Here is a 6,626-nt window from a genome sequence, read left to right as displayed (position 1 = left end):
TTCCAGACGCATTTGTCGAACCGGGATGGGTAGATTTCGACCGGACGGCTTCGTCCACGAACAGCCCCCCCGAGAGGCCGCATTCCCATTAGCCCAAGGTTCTCATAAGATCCCCCCAGCCATAAAAAAGCCCCGCCTGCTCGGCGGGGCCTTTTTATGGCTGGGGGACCAGGATTCGAACCTGGATTAACGGAGTCAGAGTCCGCTGTCCTGCCGTTAGACGATCCCCCAATTTCACGGGGATGCCGCTGGTTCTCCGGATTAACGCTTGGAGAACTGCGGAGCGCGGCGGGCCTTGCGGAGACCGACCTTCTTGCGCTCGACCTGGCGGGGGTCACGGGTGACCCAGCCGGCCTGACGCAGGGGTGTGCGCAGGGCTTCGTCGTATTCCATCAGTGCCCGGGCCAGACCGTGGCGAATGGCACCGGCCTGGCCAGTGCTGCCACCGCCGGAGACGGTCACTTTGAGATCAAAGTTGCCTTCAACCTCGAGACGCTCCAGGGGCTGACGGACAATCATCTGGGCCGTCTTGCGGCCGAAGTACTGATCCAGCGGCTTGCCGTTAACCACAATGTTGCCGCTACCCGGCCGCAGGAAAACGCGGGCGGTGGAGGTCTTGCGGCGGCCGGTGCCGTAATACTGTTGCTGTGCCATGGTTACTCGCTACCGATTCTATCGGGTTCAGACTTCCAGCTGCTTGGGCTGCTGGGCGGCATGATTGTGCTCGGGGCCGGCGTAGACTTTCAGCTTCCGATACATCTGACGGCCCAGGGGGTTCTTGGGGAGCATGCCCTTGACGGCCAGCTCAATCACCCGCTCCGGACGACTGTCGATCATCTCGCTGAAAGACCGGCTCTTCATGTGGCCCACGTAGCCCGTATGCCAGAAGTATTGCTTGTCCTGGGCCTTGTTGCCGCTCACGTGCACCTTTTCGGCGTTGACAACGACGATATAGTCGCCGGTATCGACGTGAGGGGTGTACTCCGGCTTGTGCTTGCCGCGGAGACGACGGGCGATCTCGGTGCAGAGACGGCCCAGGGTCTTGCCCTCGGCGTCCACAACATACCAATCGCGCTTGACGGTCTCCGGCTTGGCGGAAAAGGTCTTCATCTGGATCCGCTCCAAAACCTTGAATTTTCCGGGAATTTTCCGGCACGGGGCGACCTGTCGGCCACCCTGATTCGCTAAAGAGCGGGAATTGTACAGCGCGCCGCGCCTCGCCGCAAGCCCGGTCGGCCGGCTCGGGATCAGATTCGCAGGGAATCGACGATCCGGCCCCCGAGGAGATGCTCATCAATGATGAGATCCACGTCTTCCCGGCTGAAATAGGTGTACCAGGTCCCTTCAGGATAGACGACAATGACCGGGCCTTCCTCGCAACGGCCCAGGCAGCCGGCAGCACTGGCCCGGATCCCGCCGGCATCAAACACACCTGCCTCCTTGAGTCGCTCCCGGGCGTAATGTCGCAATTCGCTGGCGCCGTGGTCCTGGCAGCAGGCGCGGCCATTGTCGCGTTGATTGGTGCAGAAAAAGGCGTGTCGCTGATAGAAGCTCACAGGCCAAGACCCCTCAGAATCGATAGTTGAACCCGATGCTGGTGATGGTGTCGGTCTTGGTTTCCTGCTCAATGTTCTCGTCGTCCAGGTAGCGGACCGTATAAGAGAGGTTGAGGGCAAGCTCGCCGACGATGGTCGCGGACAGGGTCGTGATGGATTCGGCGAAAGTACGGTCAATCCCGCCGATACCTGTCTCGACACGAACATCCTGAGTCAGGCTGGCCGAGCCATTGATGTCCCAGCTGTAGTCGGATGCCAGACGGACAATCTCGTCAGAGACCCGATCCCTGTCATCCCGGAACTGGATCTGACGCGCACCCACGCCGATCTCCGCATCCAGGCGATGACGATCCGTTCGCAGGATACGGCGACCGTAACCCACCGCCTCGGTGGTCTGCAGGTCCACGTTGCGAATCCGGTCTTTTTCCGCGTTGATCGTGCCGAAGAAGAAGTTGTATTCGGTAAAGGAATATTCACTCTTGGTAGCGAGAAAGTAGCGTTCCTCAACCGTCACTTCACCGTCATCCGCACTGACCGCGCGCAATTCCAGGGTATTGGCCCAGTCACCCTTCTCCATGCCCAGCAACATACGAGAGTTGAGGTCGGTTCGTTCCGTGTTGCCCCGTCTGGCCTGGAAACCGACTTCCACTCGCCCGCCGTAGCTCCACTCCAGAAATTCCTCGCTGAGCTCCAGTTCGGAATGGTCCGGCGCACTGTCCACCACGGTACCGAAGATGCTCTGATCGGTGCTGCCATAGACCTGGGCGTGAGCCGCCCCCATGATCACAACTGGAAGACTGGCAAGTAGTTTTCGCAAACCGCGCTCCCGTCGCCTTGGCAAAAAGAAAGCCGCCCCGGATTCTGGGCAGCATGCTGTTGTTTTTCCGCGTATTATACGCGTATGGACTCGCCGAACCCCAGCCTGTTCCCAAAAAATTCGGGCCACCGGAATAAGCCGGCGGATGAACGGGCCGATTTCCCCCTGGCCGACGCGGATCGCTGCGTGAAATGCGCCCTCTGTCTGCCCCACTGCCCCACCTACCGCCTCACCCGGAACGAGAATGAATCACCGCGGGGACGAATCGCGCTGATGCAGGGCCTGGCCCAGGAGGCACTGCCACTGGATGAGCGGGCCGCGAGCCACCTGGAACAATGTCTTGGCTGCCGAAACTGTGAACCGGTCTGTCCGGCCGAAGTGCCCTATGGCCGATTGATCGATGCCGGGCGTCGCATGGTGAGGGCAGCGGGCCATCGCAGTCGTCGGGAGCGTTGGGCGACGGCGGTGATGACCCGGCCCTGGGCCACCCGTCTCACGGGCGGCCTGCTCCGCCTCTATCAATGGAGCGGCATGCAGTGGCTTGCCCGGCACAGCCTGCTTCGTCTCAGTCCGGGCCTGGCTCGACTGGATGGCCTGCTGCCTGACCGCATCGGCCGTCACCGTCGCCGCGCGGCCGTGCGCGGCGAGGGCAAGGCCGTGCAACTGTTTCTCGGCTGTCTCGCCGAAGAAATCGATCCGGGTGTTTCCGATGCCGCCATCCGGCTACTGGAGCGCAGCGGTCACCAGGTAGTGATTCCACCGAATCAGGCTTGCTGCAGCGCCCCGGCTCAGCACGGCGGCGACGATCAGACGGCTCGACGTCTGAGCGACAGAAATGTCGCGGCCTTCGATGGCGACACACCTGTATTGGCCACGGCATCGGGCTGCACTGCCAGCCTGATGGAATATGACGAGATCGTCAGTGAGGCAAGCCATCGACGCTTCGCCGGACAGGTTGTCGATATCTGCGACTGGCTGCAGAGGCTGGATTGGGGCTCTGCACAACTGTCATTGAACCCCATTGAGGAACGGGCCCTGTTGCACCTGCCCTGCAGCCAAAGGAATGTGGTCGGTGCGACCGGAAGCATTGCCGATCTCCTGGCACGGATTCCCGGGCTGGAGTTGCTCACACTCGACAGCCGGGGCCAGTGCTGTGGCGCGGCCGGCACCTATCTGCTCGGCCAGGCCGCATTCAGCGAGCAGCTTGGGCAGGCGCTGGCTGACAAGGTGGTCGCTGAACGCCCCCGTTATCTGCTCACCAGCAATATCGGCTGCAAGCTCCAGCTCCGCCGCCAGCTGCGCCGACGCCTGCCCGAATGTGAAGTGCTTCACCCCATCGAACTGCTCGCCCGGCAACTGCAGTGAAGGGCCCGGCCGGCAACGGTATAATGACGCCATGAATCAAAGAGACTTCACTCCCCTGGATAGACTGCTGGCAGGCTTCGACCGCGGCCTGCGCACCATGTTCGCGGGCCAGACCCGCAGCGCACGCCCCAGCCCCGCCGAATCCATTCCCGATGCGGACATGGAGGACGAAGAACGCCGCCATGTCGCCGGGCTGATGCGCATCAATCATGCCGGAGAGGTCGCCGCCCAGGCCCTCTATCAGTCTCAGGCCCTGACCGCGCGTAACCCGGCGGTCACCGACCGCATGCAGGAAGCCGCTGACGAGGAGATTGACCACCTCGCCTGGTGCGCGGCGCGGCTGGAAGAGCTGGGCGAGGGACCCAGCCGCCTGACGCCCCTCTGGTATGCCGGCGCCTTCAGCATCGGTACCGTGGCAGGGACCTTCGGCGACCGTTGGAACCTGGGCTTCGTGGCCGAAACCGAATCCCAGGTGGTCCATCACCTGGAAGACCATATGGGCCGCCTGCCACCACAGGACAAGCGCAGCCGAGCCATCCTTTCGCAGATGCAGAAGGAAGAAAACGAGCATCGCGAGAATGCCCTTGAGGAAGGTGGCAGCGAGCTGCCCGCCCCGGTCCGGGGTCTGATGTGGGCGGCATCACGGGTGATGACGACCCTGGCTTATCGGGTTTGACGCATCTCGGTTGCCCATTCGCGGATGAATCCGCTCCTACGGCGGGGGTTATCCCATACTCCGCCCGTAGAAGATTTCCTTCATTTCCCGCTCCACCCGCTCTTCGATACGGGCGCACTCCTCGGCGTCCAGCTCTTTCTTGCCCATGCCAAAGAGATAGTCGTTGAGGTCAAAGTCCTTGAGCATCATCTTGGTGTGGAACATGTTTTCCTGATACACGTTCACATCCACCATCTGATAGCGTTCCTGACTGTCCTCGGCGAGGAAATTCTGAATCGAGGTGATGTCGTGGTCGATGAAGTGCTTTTCACCGTCCACATCGCGGGTGAAGCCGCGCACCCGGTAATCGCACATGACAATGTCCGACTCGAATGAATGAATCAGATAATTCAGCGCCTTCAGGGGGCTGATGCGACCGCAGGTCGAGACATCGATATCCGCCCGGAAAGTGCTGATGCCCTCATGGGGATGACTTTCCGGGTAGGTGTGCACCGTGATGTGACTCTTGTCCAGATGGGCCGCCAGGGTCTCGGGCAGTGGGCCGGGCTCCTCCCGGGACAGTGCCTCCGCTTCGGCCTCGGTCACCGGCTCTTCTGAAATCAGAATCGTCACCGAGGCGCCCTCGGGCTCATAGTCCTGACGGGCAATGTTGAGGATATTGGCACCGATGATATCCGAAACATCACTGAGGATCTGGGTCAGACGCTCGGCATTGTAGGCCTCGTCAATGTACTCGATGTACTCCCGACGGTGACGCTCAGTTCGCGCATAGCAGATATCATAGATATTGAAGCTGAGTGTCTTGGTCAGGTTGTTGAAACCGTGCAGCCGAAGCTTTTCCATGGCAAGTCATCCTCTGGGCTGAGAGTCGCGCTCGGCGTTGGCTGGAATGGGGCAATTATCTGGATACTGACCCCGTGTAGTAAAGCCCCGCTTGCCATGCTGCCCCGCAAGCGGTACAAGTTGCCTTGCAGATCGTCGAGCCACTGGGGAGTTGAATGCGATGACGAAAGGTCCAGATCCCATCCTGGATCCGGAGGACATGGACTGGTTCCTGTCCCACTGCCACGTCCGGCGGATTCCCGCCCGGAAGCTGGTCATCCATGCCGGCGCCCGGCCGGACTCCCTGTATTTGATCGTTGAAGGCTCGGTCACGGTTCTGATTGAGGACGAGCAAGGCAACGAAGCCGTCGTCGCCTACCTGCACGAGAACGAGTTCTTTGGGGAGATGGGCCTTTTCGACGCCGAAGCGACCCGCAGCGCCTTTGTCCGCACGCGCAGCGAGTGCCAGATCGCCGAGATCAGCTACGCCCGCTTTCAAAGACTATGGCACCAGAAGCCGGACATTCTGTTCGCGGTCAGCCGCCAATTGGCCGATCGCCTGCAGAAGACCACCCGTCGCCTCGGCGATCTGGTATTCCTCGATGTCACCGGCCGGGTGGCCGCTGCCCTGCTGCAGATGAGCCGGGAACCCGATGCCCTCACTCACCCGGACGGCATCCAGGTGGAGATCAGCCGCCAGGAGCTGGGGCGGCTGGTGGGCTGTTCCCGGGAGATGGCGGGGCGGGTGCTCAAGTCCCTGGAAGAGCAGGGGCTGATCCAGGCCCAGGGCAAGAAGATCGTGATCCTGGGTGCGGGCCCGGATGATGACAGCCACGCCCTGGCATCCGAATGCGGCCAGCGCTCCTGAGGCCAGGACACCATGGCGACAGGCTTTTTCCCTCCCGCTGTCAGCGAATGAGTTCGGCCAGCGCCTGCCCCGGACTATCGGCACGCATGAAGGCCTCCCCCACCAGATAGGCATGGATATCCGCGGCGCGCAGACGGGCCACATCCTCGGGCCCATGGATACCGGACTCACTGATCACGATGCGGTCGTCGGGCATCTGCCGGGACAACTGCAGACTGGTTTCAAGACGGGTCTCAAAGGCACGCAAGTCACGATTGTTGATCCCCATCAGGCGCCAGCCCAGGGGCAGGGACCGCTCCAGCTCCTGTTCGTCATGGACTTCCACCAGCACATCCAGACCGGCTTCCCGGGCCGCGGCTGACAACTCCTCCATCTGTGCATCGGACAGGGCAGCAACAATCAGGAGCAGACAGTCGGCACCCATGGCCCGTGTCTCCCAGACCTGCCAGGGATCGACAATGAAGTCCTTGCGCAGGACCGGCAAGGCACAGGCCGCTCTGGCCTGATCCAGATAGAGCGGCT

At 61.7% G+C, this 6,626-nt stretch carries 9 protein-coding genes and 1 tRNA gene; 3 read left to right on the top strand and 7 right to left on the bottom strand.

Annotation, left to right across the window (positions count from 1 at the left end; genetic code table 11):
* Positions 1-157: 157 nt before the first annotated feature.
* From ACJWXQ_RS03600 to ACJWXQ_RS03580, 5 genes are all read right to left on the bottom strand, one after another.
* Positions 158-231 (bottom strand) — tRNA-Gln (locus ACJWXQ_RS03600).
* Between the two features lie 30 nt (positions 232-261).
* Positions 262-654, bottom strand: a complete 393-nt coding sequence (gene rpsI, locus ACJWXQ_RS03595; RefSeq protein WP_346052896.1) for a 30S ribosomal protein S9 — start codon at positions 652-654, stop codon at positions 262-264.
* A gap of 27 nt (positions 655-681) precedes the next feature.
* Positions 682-1,110 (bottom strand): 50S ribosomal protein L13, encoded by a 429-nt coding sequence (gene rplM / locus ACJWXQ_RS03590; RefSeq protein ID WP_346052894.1) that lies wholly within the window; start codon positions 1,108-1,110, stop codon positions 682-684.
* A gap of 137 nt (positions 1,111-1,247) precedes the next feature.
* On the bottom strand, positions 1,248-1,556 hold the full coding sequence (locus tag ACJWXQ_RS03585; protein ID WP_406672166.1) for a (2Fe-2S) ferredoxin domain-containing protein: 309 nt from the start codon (positions 1,554-1,556) through the stop codon (positions 1,248-1,250).
* Between the two features lie 13 nt (positions 1,557-1,569).
* The gene (locus tag ACJWXQ_RS03580) at positions 1,570-2,373 is read right to left on the bottom strand and encodes a YdiY family protein (protein WP_406672165.1); all 804 of its coding nucleotides are present in this window, start codon (positions 2,371-2,373) and stop codon (positions 1,570-1,572) included.
* 105 nt (positions 2,374-2,478) lie between these two features.
* On the opposite strand from ACJWXQ_RS03580, the gene ACJWXQ_RS03575 reads away from it, so the two are divergent.
* Positions 2,479-3,738: a (Fe-S)-binding protein gene (locus tag ACJWXQ_RS03575; RefSeq protein ID WP_406672168.1), complete on the top strand. Its 1,260-nt coding sequence runs from the start codon at positions 2,479-2,481 to the stop codon at positions 3,736-3,738.
* A gap of 55 nt (positions 3,739-3,793) precedes the next feature.
* Positions 3,794-4,414 (top strand): 2-polyprenyl-3-methyl-6-methoxy-1,4-benzoquinone monooxygenase, encoded by a 621-nt coding sequence (coq7, locus tag ACJWXQ_RS03570; protein ID WP_406672167.1) that lies wholly within the window; start codon positions 3,794-3,796, stop codon positions 4,412-4,414.
* A gap of 48 nt (positions 4,415-4,462) precedes the next feature.
* On the opposite strand, the gene speD is transcribed toward coq7, so the two are convergent.
* Positions 4,463-5,257, bottom strand: a complete 795-nt coding sequence (gene speD, locus ACJWXQ_RS03565; RefSeq protein WP_346052884.1) for an adenosylmethionine decarboxylase — start codon at positions 5,255-5,257, stop codon at positions 4,463-4,465.
* A gap of 160 nt (positions 5,258-5,417) precedes the next feature.
* Between speD and crp the strand changes: the two genes are divergently transcribed.
* Positions 5,418-6,104: a cAMP-activated global transcriptional regulator CRP gene (gene crp, locus ACJWXQ_RS03560; RefSeq protein WP_346052882.1), complete on the top strand. Its 687-nt coding sequence runs from the start codon at positions 5,418-5,420 to the stop codon at positions 6,102-6,104.
* A gap of 40 nt (positions 6,105-6,144) precedes the next feature.
* Here the strand turns inward: crp and ACJWXQ_RS03555 are convergent.
* Positions 6,145-6,626, bottom strand: a 482-nt coding sequence (locus tag ACJWXQ_RS03555; protein WP_406672164.1) for an indole-3-glycerol phosphate synthase TrpC, incomplete at its 5' end; no start/stop codon positions are given.

This window comes from Natronospira sp., from assembly GCF_007134575.1.
In the GTDB taxonomy this organism is placed as follows: Bacteria; Pseudomonadota; Gammaproteobacteria; order Natronospirales; family Natronospiraceae; genus Natronospira; species Natronospira elongata.
Note: the sequence above shows the minus strand (reverse complement) of the source record. Positions and strands in the feature narration are given on the sequence as shown.